Here is a 16,323-nt window from a genome sequence, read left to right on the forward strand (position 1 = left end):
GACAGGGTATTCATGATTTGGGCACCACGTTTTCACTGGCGCGCTGGCGGCGCTCGCCGAGCTTGCGGTAGATGAGCGAGAACACCACGGGGACGAAGATCAGCGTGGCGAGCGTGCCCACCGCGAGGCCGCCGATCACGGCGCGCCCGAGCGGTGCGTTCTGCTCGCCGCCTTCGCCCAGGCCGATGGCCATCGGCACCATGCCGATCACCATGGCGAGCGCGGTCATGAGCACGGGGCGAAAGCGCGTGTAGCCCGCTTCGATCGCGGCGCGCGCCGCATCGCCGTGCAGGCGCAACTGCTCGCGCGCGAAGCTGATGACGAGAATGGAGTTCGCCGTGGCGATGCCGATACACATGATCGCGCCCGTGAGCGCGGGAATGGACAGCGTGGTGTGCGTGAGGAACAGCATCCAGACGATGCCCGCGAGCGCGCCCGGCAGCGCGGTGATGATGATGAACGGATCGAGCCACGACTGGAAGTTCACGACGATCAGCAGATACACGAGCACGATCGCGAAGACGAGCCCGCCGAACAGTCCGGAGAACGAATCGTTCATCGTCTGCACCTGGCCGCGCAGCTTGATGCTCGACGTCTTCGGCAGTTCGCCGCGCGTCTGGTCGACGATCTTCGCGATGTCGTCGGAAACGGCGCCCAGGTCGCGCCCGTCGGCGGTGCCGTAAATGTCGATGGTGGTCTGCGCGTTGTAGTGCGTGACCACCGCGTCGCCCGAGATGCGCTGCATGCTCGCGAGCGAGCCGAGTATGTTGCTGCGCCCGTTCGCGGTGAGTGGAATGTTGGCGAGCGATTGCAGCGAATCGATCGTGTATTGCGGGGCTTCGGTGACGACGTTGTAGCTCACGCCGTTGATCGGGTTGAGCCAGAACGTGGGGGTGGTCTGCTGGCTGCCCGAGAGTGTGATGAGCAGGTCGCTCGCCACGTCCTTCTGCGTGAAGCCCGCCTGCTGCGCGCGCGTGCGGTCCACGTCGATGAAGATGCGCGGCAGGTCCGCGGGCTGCTGGATGCGCGCGTCGACGAAACCGGGCACGCCGCGCAGCCGAGCGAGCAGCTTCGCCGCGAACGCGCGGTTGCCGGCCACGTCGCGCCCGACGATCTGCACATCGATGGGCGAGGGCATGCCGAAGTTCAGCGTCTGGCTCACGATATCGGCGGGCAGGAAGGCGAATTGCACGCCCGGAAACTCGTCGTTGAGCGTGTGCCTCAGGAGGCGCACGTAGCCGGCGGTGGGGTGATGGTCCTCGTTCAGCGAGATCAGCACGTCCGCGTCGGACGTGCCGATGGTGCCCGTATTGCTGTACGAGAGGTTGATGCCCGAGACCGGCAGGCCGATGTTGTCGATGATCGAATGCAGCTCACCCGGCGGAATCAGCGTGCGCACGCGCTTGTCGATACGGTCGACGAGCACGGCGGTTTCTTCCACACGCATGCCGGTTTTCGCGCGCACGTGCAGCGCGATGGTGCCCGCATCGACCTGCGGAAAGAAGTCGCGCCCGAGGAACGGCATGAGCAGCAACGACGCGCCACAGCAGGCGAGAAACGCCACCACGAACCACACGGGATGCTTCACGCGCGCCGTGAGAAACCCGCGATAGCGCTCGCGCAGCCCCTCGAAGCCGCGCTCGAACGCGAGGTGCACGCGCATGAACGGATTGCGCGTCGTGCCATGCGTGTGATGCAGGTCGGCGGCCTTGCGATGGTGGCGCATCAGGTACTTCGCGAGCGTGGGAACGAGCGTACGCGAGAAGAAGTACGACGCCAGCATCGCGAATACCACGGCTTCCGCGAGCGGAATGAAGAGGTAATGCGCCACGCCCGTGAGCAGGAACATCGGCACGAACACGATGCAGATGGAGAGCGTGGAGACGAGCGTGGGGATCGCGATCTGATGCGCGCCGTCGAGAATCGCCTGTTCCAGCGTCTTGCCTTGCTCCAGTTGCTGGCTGATGTTCTCGATCGCGACCGTTGCGTCGTCAACCAGAATGCCGACCGCGAGCGCGAGCCCGCCCAGCGTCATGATGTTGATGGTCTCGCCGAGCGCCGCGAGCACGATGACCGAGGTGATCATCGACAGCGGAATCGAGATCGCGATGATGAGCGTGGCGCGCCAGTTGCCGAGAAACAGCAGGATCATGAGCGCCGTGAGCGCGGCGGCGATGAGCGCTTCGCGCAGCACGCCCTGCACGGAGGCGCGCACGAACAGCGACTGGTCGGCGACCGGATCGATATTGAGCGACGGTGGCACGAGATTGCGCAGCGTCGGCATCATTTCCTTGATGCGATCGACGATCTCCAGCGTCGACGTGTTGCCGCTCTTGTTGATGGTAAGAAGTGAGGCGCGCTGTCCGTCCACGCGCACGATATTGGTTTGCGGCACATAGCCGTCGCGCACGTGCGCCACGTCGCGGATGTAGATCGTGCCGCTCTCCGTGGTTTTCACGGGAATGTCGTTCAGGCCCGCTAAGCTCTCGGGGCTTGCATTCATCGTCACCGAATATTCGGTTGCGCCGATTTTGGCCGTGCCCGAAGGCAGGATGAGGTTTTGCGCGCTGATCGCGTTCACCACGTCCATGGGCGAGAGATTGTGCTGCTGCAGCGCGCGCTGGTTGATGTCGACCATGATCTGCCGCTGCTTGCCGCCATAGGGCAGCGGCGCGGAGGCACCCGGCACGGTCGCAAGCTGCGTCTTCAGGAAGTTGTTACCGTAGTCGAACAGTTCCTGCTCGGTCAGCTGCGGCGAAGACAGCGACAGGCGCAGGATCGGCACCGTCGAGGCGTTGTAGCGCAGGATGAACGGCGGCTGGATGCCGGGCGGCAGCGAGCGCAACTGCGCCTGTGACAGCGCCGTGACTTCGGCGAGCGCTTCCTGGATATTGGCATGCGGCTGGAAGAAGATCTTCACGACCGCGATGCCGTTCAGCGACGTCGATTCGGTGTGCTCGATATCGTTCACCGCCACGGAAAGGCCGCGCTCGTAGTTGAGCACGATGCGCTTTTCCATCTCGTCGGCGGGCAGACCCGTGTAGGTCCAGATCACCGAGAGCACCGGAATGTCGATGTTCGGGAAGATGTCCGTGGGCGTGCGCAGGATCGTCAGCGGCCCGACGATCAAAAGCAGCAACGCGAGCACGACGAACGTGTACGGGCGCTTGAGCGCGAGTCGAACGATCCACATGGAACGGCGGGTTCCTTCGCTGGTGGCGGAGTCTGGCTCGCGCGGCTGGTCTGGCCGCGGTGGCGAGCGTTCAGGTTATCGGTATCGTGGCGGGCTGTTGTGGCGCGCGTGCGGTCTTTGCCTGTGCTGCGCCGGGCCTTTGTGGTGCACGGTTGGGACAGGACTATAGCGCCACTCACCTTGCATCAGCGTACTTTTTCAGGGACTGCCCTAGCAAGGTCGCGAAGAATGGGGTTTACCATCTGTTACAGTCAGGTTTTCGTAAGATGCGTGAGCGAAGCAGGGCGGGGCTGTGGCGGCACGAGGCGCCAAATGCATGCCGCCGTTGATACACCCCCCTATTTTTTCGCTTTGCTCGCGCGCTCAAACAGGCAACAATGGGGTTGCCAAGGGTCCGGCCGTGCTTAAGCGCGCGGCGAGAGCGGGTCGCCCGAGGCGGGTTTGGATGCGCGCGCAACTGATCGTGCGCATCGGTTTTTTTGTCAGCATGCCGACCGGACTTCCTTCGAGGGAGCCGGCGAAGGTAGCGAGGTAACGGGGAAACATCATGCAAATCGGTTCTATTGTCCGTTCCGTTCATATCGCGGTGCCACAGGGTGCGCGCGGCATCGTGATGCGCATTCTCGGCGACATGGCGATGGTGACGTGGTATGCCGGGGAGCCCGGCACGTCGGCGCAGCTCAATACCGAGCCCTTTTTTCTCGAAGATCTGATCGATACGGGCGAGCACGTCATGCCCGCCGGCGCGCAGATCCACTGAGTCTGGGCCGTGTGACACGTTGACGAGGCGCCCTGCGTCTCGTCGCAGGGTTGTGCGCCGCGTTTGTGTTCATCATGTCTGCCGTGCGCAGCGATTGCTCGCCGGCACTGCCCGCAAGAGGCACAATTGCGGGTATGAATTACGATCCTTCTCCTGTCCCGGGCGGCCCTTCCGGTCCCGGCGACCAGCAAGCCGCGCCGTACGCGCGCCTCACGCCCGAATGCGTGCTCGACGCCGTCGATGGCGTGCTGATCCCGGCCGAGCGCCGCACGGATGGCCGCATGCTCGCGCTCAACAGCTACGAGAATCGCGTGTACCAGGTGGGCGTGGAAGACGGCCCGCCGCTCATCGCCAAGTTTTATCGCCCTGAGCGCTGGAGCGACGAGGCGATACTCGAGGAGCACGCATTCGTCGCCGAACTCGCCGCGCGCGAGATTCCGGCCGTGCCTGCGCTCGCCTTCGAAGGGCGCACGCTGCACGAGTTCGACGGGTATCGCTTCTCGCTGTTCGAGCGGCGCGGCGGCCGCGCGCCGGATCTCGACCGCAGCGACACGCTCGAATGGCTCGGCCGTTTCATCGGGCGCATTCATGCCGTGGGCGCAACGAGGTCGTACGAGGCACGCCCCACGCTCGACATTCAGTCCTACGGCTACGAGCCGCGCACGTATCTGCTCGAACACGGCTTCGTGCCCGAGGACGTGCGCGAAGCATGGCAGGCCGCGGTGACGCTCGCGCTCGAAGGCGTGGAGGCGGCCTTCGAGCGCGCGGGCGAGGTGCGGTCGTTGCGCCTGCACGGCGACTGCCATCCGAGCAATGTGCTCTGGACCGACGCCGGCCCGCATTTCGTGGACTTCGACGACAGCCGCATGGGTCCCGCTATCCAGGATTTGTGGCTGCTTTTGCCCGGCGATCGCGCGGGCGCTTCGCGTGCAATGGCCGATTTGCTCGCGGGTTACGAGGACTTCTGCGAATTCGAGCCGCGCGAGCTGCATCTCGTCGAAGCGCTGCGCACGCTGCGCCTCATCCACTACTCGGCCTGGCTCGCGCGCCGCTGGCACGATCCCGCGTTTCCGGCCGCCTTCCCGTGGTTCAACACGCAGCGCTACTGGGAAGAGCGCATTCTCGAACTGCGCGAGCAGATCGGCGCGATGCAGGAAGGACCGCTCTGGCCCGTGTGAACGTCGTGCGCCGGCTCACTGCGCGCTCGCCGGACTATCCAGCGCGCCGCCCTGGGCCGACGGCTTGACGATCAACTGCGCGCGCAGGTCGCGCGCCATCGTCTCGAACGCGGGGCGCATCTGCGCGAAATCGTCGGCGCTGCATACGTCGCTCGCGAAATGCGTTTGACCCGTACGCGTGACGCGCAGCACATTCGCCTGCGGGTCGAGCGCGTAGTGCGAACTGAAATCGATGAAACGGTTGTCGGCGTGCTGCGGCATGGGGACGTCGAGTACGCGCATGCCCGGCGGCAGCACGATGCGCGTGCGCTCGGTCACCACCACGTTGCGGCACATGAAGGGCTGCGTGCGCCGCGATTCGCCGAGCCAGTAGCGCAGATTCGCGTCGAGCCCGCCCACGAAGCTCGTGAGCGTGGGCACGGGCGTAGTCATTTCCGGATCGACGAAACCGTCGAAGGTGCCCGTGAGCGTGAGCACGAGCGGACCCGCCGTGGCGTCGAGCGGGCTGGAGGCGAGCGTGGCGTTGCCGCGCAGGTTGGCGTTGCGCAGCTCCCATTGCAGCGACTCCTCGCGCTGCGCGGGCGTTTGCAGGCGCAGCACGCTGCGCGTCTGTTCGGCGGACCAGCCCTCCGACTGCAAGCGGTAGATGAAGCGCGCCGAGCCGTCGGGCGCGACCGTGATGTCGAGATCGCTCTCGCGCGTGGTCGTGGCCGTGGCGGGCGTGCGGACCTGCGTGCCGTCGCCGGCGAGCACGGCCTCGCGGTCCATGTCCGTCGACGGCAAATAGCCGAACTCGATGTTGCTCGCCGTGGAGTCCGCGAACATCTGCAGATCGGGCAGCCAGGTGATGACGTGATTGATCACGCCGAAGCCCGGCACGCTCGGCAGCGTATAGACCGTGCCGCTGTTCACGAGCGCCGGCGTGCTGCGGATGCCGACGGCCCCGAGCAGCGCGCCGTAGAGTGCGACGTGGTCCTTGCAATCGCCGTAGCGGTTCGCGAGCACGTCGGTTACGTGGTGCGGCACGATCTCGCCGCGCCCGATATTCATCGCCACGTAGCGGATGTTGCGGCGCACCCAGTCATAGAGCGTTTGCGCTTTGGCGCGCGGCGTATCGTCGTGCGCCGTGAGCGTCTGCGCAAGGCGCACGATGGCCGGGTCGCGCACGGTCGGATCCGCCGCCGCCTCGCGATAGACCGTCGCGAAGGCCGCGTAATCGGGAAAGGTGGACACCATCAGCCGGTCGCCGTAGCTCACGTAGGCGACCGAGCCATATTCGAGGCGCTCGAAGTTCGACTTGTCGTAGCGGTACTCGTAGCGCGTGCGGCCGTTCACGGTGGCGGGCGGCAGCACGGTGAAGCCGCGCGCGTCGGCGTGGAGCGGCACTTTCGCGGGCAGGTCGTAGATCACGCGAAAGCGGTGCGTGGGCGCGAGGTCGGGCGGCGTGAAGTCGCTGAACCAGCCGGGCACGAGCGGCACGCGCTGGATCTTGCGCCACGTGAGATGCACGCGCGCGCCCGGCTCCACGGCGGGGAACACGATCACCTTGTCCTGCACGTCCTGGAACATCGGGGCGTCGAACGAGCGCACCTCCTGCACGTCGCGGATCTGCTCGGGGCGCACGTCGTGTCGCCCGCCCTGGGCGTCCTCGGTCCACGCTTCGAGCACCTCCACGTGGGCCATTTCGCGGTTGAACCACACGTAATACTGGCCCGCGCGCGCGATGCCGGCCTCCGTGTTCACGCGCAGCGTGAGCGAGTCGAGCTTGGTGTACGAGCCGTCCGCGTTGACGGTGAAGGTCTGCGTTTCCGCTTCGTTGGTGTAGGGCGCCTGCGCGGCGCTGCCTGCCGGACTCAGCGTGCCCGCTTCGAGCGGCACCGGCGTGAGCTGCGCCACGCCCGGGCGCAGGTCGGCGGCGAAGGTTCCCGTGACGGGGCCGAGCACGGCTAGGCAAAGAGCGAGAGCGAGGCGCATGGGGGGCTCGGCAGGTGGCGGGTCGCAGATAGGCGCTACTTCTGCCACTTAAAAGTCATGCAACCCGCTTGTCAAGCGGATGGCCCGCACACCGCCCGCAGGGGGCCCTGAATCGAGTGTTGAGTCTAAATGCTGGGCCGCGCAACGACATGCCCGCCTGCAACGTTCTCCGCGGCGTCATAGGTCCCCCCCCCCCGATTTGCTGCGCACGCAACAATCGAGGAAACACGGCGGCGCGCGGGCCGTTGTAGGGCATATGTATGTTTACCTCATATTGCCAAGGAGGCGGTTGGGGACTAAGGTTCGTGCAGCCGTCAAGCGGCAATTAAGTGTTCTATGCGTTTGCGCATATAAAGAGCACGAAAGACCACGCCTACCAACCGCCATTTTGGATGGGACCAGAGCGAGCGCTTACCCCGCGCTCTCAACCTCTGGTCGATTCGGGAGATCCCATGAGCAGCGTTGCAGATTCGACGCGCGGTGCGCAAAGCGCACCTTTCTTTTCCAAAGAGGCGACCATCGCCCCGCCGGGCTTTTCGCGCTGGATGGTGCCGCCCGCGGCGCTGGCCGTGCATCTGTGTATCGGCCAGGCCTACGCGTTTTCCGTGTTCAACGCGCCGCTCACGAAGGTGATCGGCATTACGCAGTCCGCGGCCGATGACTGGTCGCTCACCACGCTGGGCTGGATTTTCTCGCTGGCCATCGTGTTTCTCGGCCTTTCCGCCGCGTTCGGCGGCAAGTGGCTCGAACGCGTGGGCCCGCGCCGCACGATGTTTACCGCGGCGTGCTGCTTTGGCGGCGGTTTCCTCGTTTCCGCGCTCGGCGTGTATCTGCATCAGATCGCGCTGCTCTATCTCGGCTACGGCGTGATCGGCGGCATCGGCCTCGGGCTCGGCTATGTCTCTCCGGTTTCGACGCTGATCCGCTGGTTCCCCGACCGCCGCGGCATGGCAACGGGCCTCGCGATCATGGGCTTCGGCGGCGGCGCGATGATCGCCGCACCGCTCTCCGTCATGCTGATGAAGCACTTCGCGAGCGACACGAGCGTGGGCGTCGCCCAGACCTTCGTGGTGCTCGGCGTGGCCTACTTCATCTCGATGACGATCGGCGCCATCACCATCCGCGTGCCCGCGCCGGACTGGAAGCCGGCGGGCTGGACGCCGCCCGTCGTGGCGAAGAAACTCGTGTCGAACCAGCACGTCCATATCGACCAGGCGCTCAAGACGCCGCAGTTCTACCTGATCTGGCTCGTGCTGTTCCTCAACGTGACGGCCGGCATCGGCATTCTGGGTCAGGCCTCGGTCATGATCCAGGAAAGCTTCAAGGACACCGTGAGCGCCGGCGCGGCGGCGGGCTTCGTCGGCCTGCTCTCGCTCTTCAACATGGGCGGGCGCTTCGTGTGGGCGTCGGCCTCCGACTGGGTGGGCCGCAAGAACACCTACTTCATCTTCTTCGTGTTCGGCGCGGTGCTCTATTACGCGGTGCCGCAGTTCGCGCAGAGCGGCAACATCGTGTTCTTCGTGCTCGCGTTCTGCCTGATTCTCTCGATGTACGGCGGCGGCTTTTCGACCGTGCCCGCGTATCTCGCGGATATGTTCGGCACGGCGTTCGTCGGCGGCATTCACGGCCGTCTGCTCACCGCGTGGGCCGCGGCAGGCGTGGCGGGCCCGGTGCTCGTGAACTACGTGCGTGCGTATCAGGTCGCACACGGCGTGGCGAAGGCCGATGCGTACACGATGACCGTGCACATCATGGCCTCGCTGCTCGTGGTCGGCTTCATCTGCAACCTGCTCGTGCGCCGCGTGGACGCGAAGCATCACATGAGCGAGACGCAACTCGCCGCCGGTAAATAAGGAGGAACGCGCAATGTCTACCCAAGCTGCCCCGAAATCGTCGAACAAGACGCTGATGGCGATCTTCTGGCTCTACGTGCTGGTGCCGCTCGTGTGGGGCGTGACCAACACGCTCACGCAGGCGATGAAGCTGTTCGGCTGATGCCGTGACGCTCAGGTGAAGCGAGGCGGCGCAAGCCGCCCGCCAGAAACACCCTATTGCGGGCCGCCGACGAAAGTCGCGGCCCGCAGTTTTTTGGGGGGCATAGTAGTGACACGAGCGCGAGACAGACGACGACGGGCGCTCACCTCACGCGTGAAGGCGGTCGCGCAGCGGCCTCACACGTCGCACGTCGATCCCGCGCCTGCTGCGTGTTCGCGCGCGGCCTTTGCGCCTTCCACCTGGAGAATGGTCGGCAGCGAGACGCCATTCTTCGCCGCCGTGACCTCCGCGAGGATCGACACCGCGATTTCCGGCGGCGTGCGGCTGCCGATGTAGATGCCCACCGGCCCATGCAGCCGCGCGAGTTCCGCTTCGCTCAGGTCGAATTCCTTGAGCCGCTCGCGCCGCGCCGCGTTGTTGCGCCGTGAGCCCAGCGCGCCGACGTAGAACGCGGGCGTCTTGAGCGCTTCCATCAGTGCGAGGTCGTCGAGCTTGGGGTCGTGCGTGAGCGCGATCACGGCGCAGCGTTCGTCGAGCTTCATGTCGAGCACCGTGTCGTCGGGCATCGTGCGCACGAGCGCCGTGCCGGGCACGTCCCAGGTGTCGGTGTATTCCTCCCGCGGGTCGCACACCGTCACCTGGTAATCGAGCCCCACCGCGATCTGGCAGAGATAGCGCGAGAGCTGCCCCGCGCCGATCACCAGTATGCGGTAGCGCGGCCCGTGGATCGTGAGCAGGCGCACGTCGTCGAAGTCCACGCCATCGGTCGCTTTCGCGGGGCCGAGCGTGGCGCGGCCGGTCGCCATGTCGAGTGTGCGCGCAACGAGTTCGCCGCGCTCGACGGTTTCGAGCAGTTCGCGAATGCCCGAGGCCTCGGAGAGCGGTTCGAGCACGAGCTGGATCGTGCCGCCGCACGGCAGTCCGAAACGATGCGCCTCTTCCGCCGTGATGCCGTATTTGACGGCTTCGGGCTTCACGATCGTCACGCCTTCGCGGCGCACGCGGTCGATCAGATCGTCCTCGATGCAGCCGCCCGACACGGAGCCGACCACGAGGCCGTCGCCGCGCACCACGAGCATCGCGCCCTCGGGACGCGGCGACGAGCCCCACGTTTTCACCACTGTCACCAGCAGCGCGCGGTGCCCTGCGTCGAGCCAGCGCACGCTGGATTTCAGGACTTCGAGATCCACGCTGTCCATGATCGTTTCCTCTTCGGTGTTTCCTCTGCGCCTTCGCCTTGCGGCTGGCCTTCTGCGTCGCCCGCGGCGGGTTCCGCCGTCTCGTCGGTATTTTCCTGCGCGCCGCCGCCCAGCTGTTCCCCGAAACGCTTGAAAAACTCGCCGGCGATCTTGCGCGCCGCGCCATCCACGAGCCGCGAGCCGATCTGCGCGAGCTTGCCGCCCACCTGGGCGTTCGCGGTGTAGGTGAGCGTGGTCGATTCGTCGCCGGCGGATTCGAGCTTCACGTGTGCGTCGCCCTTGCCGAAGCCTGCGGCGCCGCCCTGGCCCTCGAAGACGATCGTGTAGCTGTTCGGCGCGTCGATATCGGCGAGCTGCATGCGGCCTTTGAAGCGCGCCTTCACCGGGCCCACCGCGGCGGTTAGCGCGACGGCGTAGGCGTTCTCACCGTCGGCTTCGATGCTTTCGCAGCCCGGTATGCACGCCTTGAGGATCGCCGTGTCGTTGAGCGCTTCCCAGGCGCGCTGTTGCGGCACCGGCAGCGTGTGGCTTTCGGTCAGCTCCATCGTGTGTCTCCTTGTGCCGGGCGCGCCTCCAGAGTATGCAATGCGCGTGCCGGTTTTGGCAGATGAGTCGCCAGATGCGTTGCTGCACGAGGCGCGGGCCCGATCGGCGCGGCTTCGCACAAGCTGCGCGCAAACGCTTCGAGGCTGTCGAGATTGTGGACGGGGTAATGCGCGTCGACGTGGGGCAGCATCGCCTGCACGCCGCGCGCCTTGGGCGCGAAATCGCGGTAACGCAAGAGCGGATTGAGCCAGATCACGCGATGCGCGAAGCGGTGCAGGCGCGCCATCTCTTCGCTGAGCAGACCGCATTCATCGTGATCGAGCCCGTCGGTGACGATCAGCACTGTCGCGCGCCCCCCGAGCATGCGGCGCGCCCAGCGGCGGTTGAATTCCGCAAGCGTGGCGCCGATGCGCGTGCCGCCGGACCAGTCCGCGACCTGGGTGGCGAGCTGGGCGAGCGCGACGTCGGGGTCGCGTTCGCGCAGCGCGCGCGTGGCGTGGGTCAGGCGCGTGCCGAACAGGAACACTTGCAGGCGTTCGCGCGATTGCAGCAACGCATGGCAGAAGTAGAGCACCGCGCGCGAGTAGCTGCTCATCGAGCCGGAAATGTCGAGCAGCAGCACGAGTGGCAGCTTGCGTTCCACCGGCGCGCGATATTTCCACACGGTCCAGTCGCCGCCCGCGCGTACCGCATGGCGCGCGCTCGCGCGCAGGTCGGCGTGGGTGCCGCGCGACGATGCCTTCAGGCGCCGCGTGCGAACGGTGGCGAGCGGCAGGCGGCGCGCGCGGATCAGGTGGCGCAGCGTGCGCCATTCGTCGGCGGTGAGCGTATCGAAGTCGCGCTGGCGCAAGCGCTCTTCGGCGCTGAACGTGGCGTGTGCGCGCAACTCGTGTTCTTCGTGCGAGGGCGGTGGCTTCGCGCCCGGGCGATGGGCAGGGCGCGCCGCGAGCGCGTCGGCGAGGCGGTTGTTGCGGCGCGGCGGCGGCACGCCGCCTTGCACCTTCGGCAGGAGCAGCGCGCGCAGCTTGCCTTCGAAATCCGGATCGCGCCAGAACAGCGCGAACGCCGCGTCGAAGATCTCGCGCTCGTCGGGCGCGCTCGTGAGGAGCGCGGCGAGCGCTGCGTGCACGTCGTCGCGGCGGCCGAGGTCGATGTGGCGCAGCGCGTCGATCGCGTCGACGGCGCGCGAAGGCGACATCGGCAAGCCCGCGCCGCGCAGCACGCGCACGAAATGCACGACGTTGCGCGCGAACACGGGCGCGAGCGTGGGCATGGCGGCGGGCGATGTGGCGCGGGGCATCGTCCTCACTCCGCGAGCGCGAGCGTTTGCGCGATGCGTTGCGCGTCGAGCTGCGCGAGGTCGTCCTGGTACTTCAGCAGCACGCCCAGCGTATCCTGCACCGACTGGGGATCGAGTTCCGTCACGGCGAGCGCGCTAAGCGCGCGGCACCAGTCGATCGTTTCCGCAATGCCGGGCGCCTTGAAGAGATCCATCGTGCGCAACTGGTGCACGAACGCCACGGCGCGTTGCTGCAAATCCGCGGCGGTTTCAGGCGCGCGCGCGGCCACGATCGCGAGTTCGCGTGCACGGTCCGGGTAGCCGAGCCATTGATAAAGGCAGCGCCGCTTGAGCGCATCGTGCACTTCGCGCGTGCGGTTCGACGTGATCACGACGAGCGGCGGCGTGCTCGCGCGCACGGTGCCGTATTCGGGAATCGATACCTGGAAGTCCGAAAGGAGCTCGAGCAGGAAGGCTTCGAACGGTTCGTCGGCGCGGTCGATTTCGTCGATCAGCAGCACGCGGCGCGCGCCCGGGTTTTGCGGGTCGGGTTGCAGCGCCTGGAGCAGCGGGCGCTTGAGCAGAAATTCGTCGCGATAGAGCGTGTCGTTGCGGGGCTTTTCGCCGGCGGCTTCGGCCAGTCGCAGCGCCATGATCTGGCGCGGATAGTCCCACTCGTACAGCGCGCTGGCTGTATCGAGTCCTTCGTAGCATTGCAGGCGCAAGACCGTCGTGCCGAGCATCGCCGCCGCGGCCTTCGCGAGTTCGGTCTTGCCCACACCTGGCTCGCCTTCGAGAAACAGCGGGCGTTCCATGCGCAGCGCAAGAAAGAGCGCCGTGGCGAGTTCGCGGCTCGCGAAATAGCCGCGCGCTTCGAGTTGTGCGAGGGTGTCGTCGATCGAGGCGGATTGCATGCGGGATTCTGGCAACGCGAATCAAAGGCGGCGAGCGCTCCCGTGTTCACCTGGAAGCGCTCGCCCTCGGGACAGCCTAGCCGTTGGCCTTCGCCACCGCGCGCGCCGCGAGCACCGGGATGAGGTGCGCGCGATAGGCCGCGCTCGCGTGCAGGTCGGTGTTGAGGTCGTCGGCGGGCATCTTCACCGCGCGTGCGGCTTCGGGCGCGAAGTTGGTCTTCAGTGCGCTTTCCAGCGCACCCGCGCGAAATACCGAAGGCCCGGCGCCCGTGACCGCCACACGCACCTCCCCGGCGTACTTTGCGACGAACACGCCCGCGAGCGCGAAGTGCGAGGCCGGATTGCGAAACTTCTCGTAGGCCGCGCGTTCGGGCACCTGGAATTCGACGGCCACGATCAGCTCGTCGGGTTCCAGCGCCGTTTCGTACATGCCGAGGAAGAAGTCGTCCGCTGCGATGCGCCGCCGGTCCGTCACCACCGTCGCGTTCAGCGCGAGCACCGCCGCGGGATAGTCGGCGGCGGGATCGTCGTTCGCGAGCGAGCCGCCGAGCGTGCCGAGCGCGCGCACCTGGCGGTCGCCGATCATGCCCGCGAGGTCCGCGAGCGCCGGCAGCGTGTTGCGGATCTGCGCGTTCTCGGCGACGTCGGCATGGCACACGGCCGCGCCCACTTTCACCACCTTGCCGTCCACCTGCACGGCTTTCAGCTCGGGAATGCGCGTGACGTCCACGAGCGTGGTGGGCTGGGCGAGCCGCAGCTTCATCGCCGCGAGCAGGCTCTGGCCGCCGCCGAGGAATTTGGCGTCGGCGTCGGCCGCGAGGGCTTTCACGGCGCCTTGCGCGTCGCTGGCGCGCTGATAGTCGAATGCGTACATGGAGCGCCTCCGCTCAAGGTTGCGAAGTGGCCTGCGCGGCCTGGATCGCTTGCCATACACGATGCGGCGTGGCCGGCATCTGCAGGTCCTTCACGCCTAGCGGCGCGAGTGCGTCCAGTATCGCGTTGATGACGGCGGGTGGCGAGCCGATCGCGCCGGCTTCGCCGCAGCCCTTCACGCCGAGCGGATTGTGCGTGCACGGCGTGCCTTTCGCGGTTTCGACCGTATACGAAGGCACATCCGACGCGTGCGGCATCGCATAGTCCATGTACGAGCCGGAGAGCAACTGGCCACTCTCGTTGTCGTACACGCACTGCTCGAGCATCGCCTGGCCGATCCCCTGGCCGAGACCGCCATGCACCTGGCCTTCGACGATCATCGGGTTGATGACGTTGCCGAAGTCGTCGACCGCGGTGAAGCGTTCGATGCGCGTCTCGCCCGTCTCGGGATCGACTTCGACTTCGCAGAGATACGCGCCCGACGGATAGGTGAAGTTGGTCGGATCGTAGAACGCGCTTTCGTCGAGGCCGGGTTCCAGCGTCTCCAGCGGATAGTTGTGCGGCACGTAGGCGGCGAGCGAGATTTCCGCGAAGGTCTTCGTGCGGTCGGTGCCCGCGACGCGGAACATGCCGTCGGCGAACTCGATGTCCTCCGCGCCCGCTTCGAGCATGTGCGCGGCGATCTTCTTCGCCTTCGCCTCGATCTTGTCGAGCGCCTTCATGATGGCCGAGCCGCCCACCGAGATCGAGCGCGAGCCATAGGTGCCCATGCCGAACGGAATGCGGCCCGTGTCGCCGTGCACGATCTCGACCTGTTCGATCGGCACACCGAGGCGATCGGCCACGACTTGCGCGAACGTCGTCTCGTGGCCCTGGCCGTGACTGTGCGAGCCTGTGAACACGGTGACGGAACCGGTCGGGTTCACGCGGACCTCGCCCGCTTCGAAGAGGCCCGCGCGCGCGCCGAGCGCACCCGCGATGTTCGACGGCGCGAGCCCGCATGCCTCGATGTAGCACGAGTAGCCGAGACCGCGCAGTTTTCCCTGCGCCTTCGATGCGTCGCGGCGCGCGGCGAAACCCTTCACGTCGGCGAGCTCCAGTGCGCGCCCGAGACACGCTTCGTAGTCGCCCGTGTCGTAGGTGAGGCCAACGGGCGTGGCATACGGGAAGCTCTTGATGAAGTTGCGGCGGCGGATTTCGGCCGGGTCGATGTTCATCTCGCGCGCGGCCGTCTCCACGAGACGTTCGACCACGTAGGTCGCTTCCGGACGCCCTGCGCCGCGGTACGCATCCACGGGCACCGTGTTCGTGAACACGGCCTTCACCTCGGCGTAGATCGCGGGCGTGGTGTACTGGCCCGCGAGCAGCGTGGCGTAGAGGATGGTCGGCACGCTCGAAGCGAACGTCGAGAGATACGCGCCCATGTTCGCCGTGGTGTGCACGCGCATGGCGAGGAACTTGCCGTCCTTGTCGAGGGCGAGTTCGGCCTTGGTCACGTGGTCGCGGCCGTGCGCATCGGAAACGAAGGACTCCGATCGTTCGGCGGTCCACTTCACCGGCCGGCGAATTTTCTTCGCGGCCCACGTGAGCGCGACATCTTCGGCATACAGAAAGATCTTCGAGCCGAAGCCGCCGCCCACGTCGGGCGCGACGATGCGCAGCTTCGTTTCCGGCAGCCCGAGCACGAACGCGGCCATCAGCAGGCGCTCGACGTGCGGGTTCTGGTTCGCCACGTACACGATGTAGCTGTCGTCGTGCTGCGAGTAGCTCGCGTTCACGGCGCGCGGCTCGATGGCGTTCGGTATCAGCCGGTTGTTGACGATGTCGAGCGTCGTCACGTGCGCGGCCTGTGCGAAGGCGGCGTCGGTCGCGGCCTTGTCGCCGTGGCCCCACGTGTAGCAGGTGTTGTTCGGCACGCCGTCGTGTACGAGAGGCTGGCCGGCGTCGGCGGCATGCGCCGTGTCGACGGCGGCAGGCAGCTCTTCGTAATCGACCTCGACCAGTTCGGCGGCATCCTTCGCGGCCTTGACCGAATCGGCGATCACGAGTGCGACCTGGTCGCCGACGTGGCGCGCTTTCTCGTGCGCGATCACGGGATGCGGCGGCTCGTTCATGGGCGTGCCGTCGATGCTGTGGATGAGCCAGCCGCACGGCAGGCCGCCCACGTTTTCCGCGGCGAGGTCCGCGCCGGTGAAGACCGCCACGACGCCGGGCGAGGCCTTCGCGGCATTGACGTCGATGCGCTTGATGCGCGCATGGGCGTGCGGCGAGCGCACGAACACGGCGTAGGTCTGTGCGGGCAGCACGACGTCGTCGGTGTACTGGCCGACGCCGGTGAGGAAGCGGAAGTCTTCCTTGCGCTTGACGGGTGCGCCGATCATGCGATTGGGTTCGGGTGCGTTCATGGTGGCC

General features: G+C 66.6%; 12 protein-coding genes. 4 read left to right on the top strand and 8 right to left on the bottom strand.

The genetic code is table 11. The features are described from left to right. Positions 1 to 10: 10 nt before the first annotated feature. Complete coding sequence (locus tag ACOJB8_RS06950) at positions 11 to 3,193, bottom strand: efflux RND transporter permease subunit (protein WP_475011722.1); 3,183 nt, start codon at positions 3,191 to 3,193, stop codon at positions 11 to 13. Between the two features lie 547 nt (positions 3,194 to 3,740). Here ACOJB8_RS06950 and ACOJB8_RS06955 point away from each other — a divergent pair. Continuing rightward, positions 3,741 to 3,953, top strand: a complete 213-nt coding sequence (locus tag ACOJB8_RS06955; protein WP_069265225.1) for a hypothetical protein — start codon at positions 3,741 to 3,743, stop codon at positions 3,951 to 3,953. Positions 3,954 to 4,078: 125 nt separating this feature from the next. Further along, positions 4,079 to 5,131 (top strand): serine/threonine protein kinase, encoded by a 1,053-nt coding sequence (locus tag ACOJB8_RS06960; protein WP_410860160.1) that lies wholly within the window; start codon positions 4,079 to 4,081, stop codon positions 5,129 to 5,131. A 15-nt stretch (positions 5,132 to 5,146) separates the two neighbouring features. Here ACOJB8_RS06960 and ACOJB8_RS06965 read toward each other — a convergent pair whose 3' ends face one another. Beyond that, positions 5,147 to 7,105: a DUF3857 domain-containing transglutaminase family protein gene (locus tag ACOJB8_RS06965; protein ID WP_475011726.1), complete on the bottom strand. Its 1,959-nt coding sequence runs from the start codon at positions 7,103 to 7,105 to the stop codon at positions 5,147 to 5,149. 452 nt (positions 7,106 to 7,557) lie between these two features. Here ACOJB8_RS06965 and ACOJB8_RS06970 point away from each other — a divergent pair, with 452 nt between their 5' ends. Together ACOJB8_RS06970 and ACOJB8_RS06975 are read left to right on the top strand one after the other, a co-directional pair. After that, positions 7,558 to 8,958, top strand: a complete 1,401-nt coding sequence (locus tag ACOJB8_RS06970) for an L-lactate MFS transporter (protein WP_069265223.1) — start codon at positions 7,558 to 7,560, stop codon at positions 8,956 to 8,958. Between the two features lie 13 nt (positions 8,959 to 8,971). Then, positions 8,972 to 9,100, top strand: coding sequence for an MFS transporter small subunit (locus ACOJB8_RS06975; protein ID WP_069265222.1), 129 nt, complete (start codon positions 8,972 to 8,974; stop codon positions 9,098 to 9,100). Positions 9,101 to 9,276: 176 nt separating this feature from the next. Here the strand turns inward: ACOJB8_RS06975 and ACOJB8_RS06980 are convergent, their stop codons facing one another. The 6 genes from ACOJB8_RS06980 to ACOJB8_RS07005 all read right to left on the bottom strand — a co-directional run bounded on the left by ACOJB8_RS06980 (position 9,277) and on the right by ACOJB8_RS07005 (position 16,316). Next, positions 9,277 to 10,299: an XdhC family protein gene (locus ACOJB8_RS06980; protein WP_475011735.1), complete on the bottom strand. Its 1,023-nt coding sequence runs from the start codon at positions 10,297 to 10,299 to the stop codon at positions 9,277 to 9,279. Beyond that, complete coding sequence (locus ACOJB8_RS06985) at positions 10,272 to 10,844, bottom strand: CoxG family protein (protein ID WP_368603788.1); 573 nt, start codon at positions 10,842 to 10,844, stop codon at positions 10,272 to 10,274. Before ACOJB8_RS06985 ends, ACOJB8_RS06980 begins: the two co-directional genes overlap by 28 nt. After that, entirely contained in the window at positions 10,835 to 12,145 is a 1,311-nt protein-coding gene (locus ACOJB8_RS06990) for a vWA domain-containing protein (protein ID WP_368603789.1), read from the bottom strand. Before ACOJB8_RS06990 ends, ACOJB8_RS06985 begins: the two co-directional genes overlap by 10 nt. Before the next feature lie 5 nt (positions 12,146 to 12,150). Beyond that, positions 12,151 to 13,038: an AAA family ATPase gene (locus ACOJB8_RS06995; protein WP_368618024.1), complete on the bottom strand. Its 888-nt coding sequence runs from the start codon at positions 13,036 to 13,038 to the stop codon at positions 12,151 to 12,153. A gap of 76 nt (positions 13,039 to 13,114) precedes the next feature. Next, entirely contained in the window at positions 13,115 to 13,912 is a 798-nt protein-coding gene (locus ACOJB8_RS07000) for an FAD binding domain-containing protein (protein ID WP_324162975.1), read from the bottom strand. Positions 13,913 to 13,925: 13 nt separating this feature from the next. Beyond that, a complete protein-coding gene (locus ACOJB8_RS07005; protein WP_475011749.1) occupies positions 13,926 to 16,316 on the bottom strand; it encodes a xanthine dehydrogenase family protein molybdopterin-binding subunit in 2,391 nt (796 codons plus the stop codon). Positions 16,317 to 16,323 lie beyond the last annotated feature (7 nt).

This window comes from Paraburkholderia sp. BR10141, assembly GCF_056155635.1.